This is a genomic window from Acinetobacter sp. A3, assembly GCF_012371415.1.
Taxonomy (GTDB): domain Bacteria; phylum Pseudomonadota; class Gammaproteobacteria; order Pseudomonadales; family Moraxellaceae; genus Acinetobacter.
This window is the reverse complement of sequence record NZ_JAAZQW010000087.1, coordinates 1-1136: the sequence shown is the minus strand read 5'-3', so window position 1 is coordinate 1136 and position 1136 is coordinate 1. Positions and strand designations below refer to the sequence as shown.

1 protein-coding gene is annotated in these 1136 nt (G+C 37.1%); it reads left to right on the top strand.

Annotation, left to right across the window (positions count from 1 at the left end; translation table 11 throughout):
* Window positions 1-174: 174 nt before the first annotated feature.
* On the top strand, window positions 175-1136 hold a 962-nt coding region (locus HHA42_RS13310; RefSeq protein ID WP_168526862.1), incomplete at its 3' end, for a DUF1887 family CARF protein.

The window sequence follows — 1136 nt, the reverse complement described above, 5'->3', positions numbered from 1 at the left end:
TCGGGACACTACGCTTTGCTACGTCTTGCGAAGCAATCCTTCTTATCTCAAGAAAATGGGGCTCCAACAAACTCGGTACGGTTCACCTCAAGTTGGTGGTCTTTTTATGATTTAGTACCCAGATAAGTTATCAGATATAATTATTCATAAGCCCCTGATAACCAGATAAAATATATGCGAATCTTAGTTCTTAGTACTACTGGCCATCCTGAAGCAAATTTAGAATCTGCCCGTTATTTCATCGAAAATAAGAGCATTATTGATAAAATTACAGTACTCAGCACCACGTATATGGATCAACAAGGTAAGACTGATCTTTTAGTGCAAAGTTTAAAACTTATTAGCCAAGCAGCGATTGAGATATTAAATATTCCAAAAGGTTATGAAGAATCCAATATGTTTGCCATCCAAGAAATGATTTTAAATTGGGCAAACCAACATCCAGCTAAAGATCGTTTTATCTTTAATATTACAGGTGGTACAAAACTGATGAGTATTGCAATGGACCGTGCTTCCATGCTTTTAGGTTCAGCGCGTGCCGAAAGTTTTTACCAAAGTCGTGGCCAGCACGTTGTTTGGTACCAAAGGCAGACCAACCAAATTGTCTACCCAATCAACAGCAATCTAAATCTGCAACAACGTGTGCTGTCACGCGGCTACCAGATTACAAAGCAACAGCCAATCACCGATATTTCACTTGAACAATTGCGCTATGCACAAATCTTAATTGATGTAATGAAAAATGATTTCCAAAAAGGGCGACGCTTTTGCTCATTTATTAATAAATTGGCTTCTATGTCGGATGATGAAAACAGTTTGAATGTTCGTTTTGACAATATTCAAGCGGAACAAGCCGAAGGTTTAGAGGTCCTAGCACAAATTACTCAAGAAGCTTTCTTTTCATTTGACAGCACCTCAAGTGTAATTCAATTTAAATCTGAAGAAACACGAGATTATATGAAAGGTGGCTGGTTGGAAGTCTACAGTGGCTATGAATGCTATAAAGCACTTATTGGTTTAAACCCACAGGCAGAACTTGCTATTAATGTTGAATTAAAAAAGAAAGATACTCCAAATGAAATGGATGTCATGTTTATTCATCATGCTCATTTATATTGTATAGAATGTAAAACAGC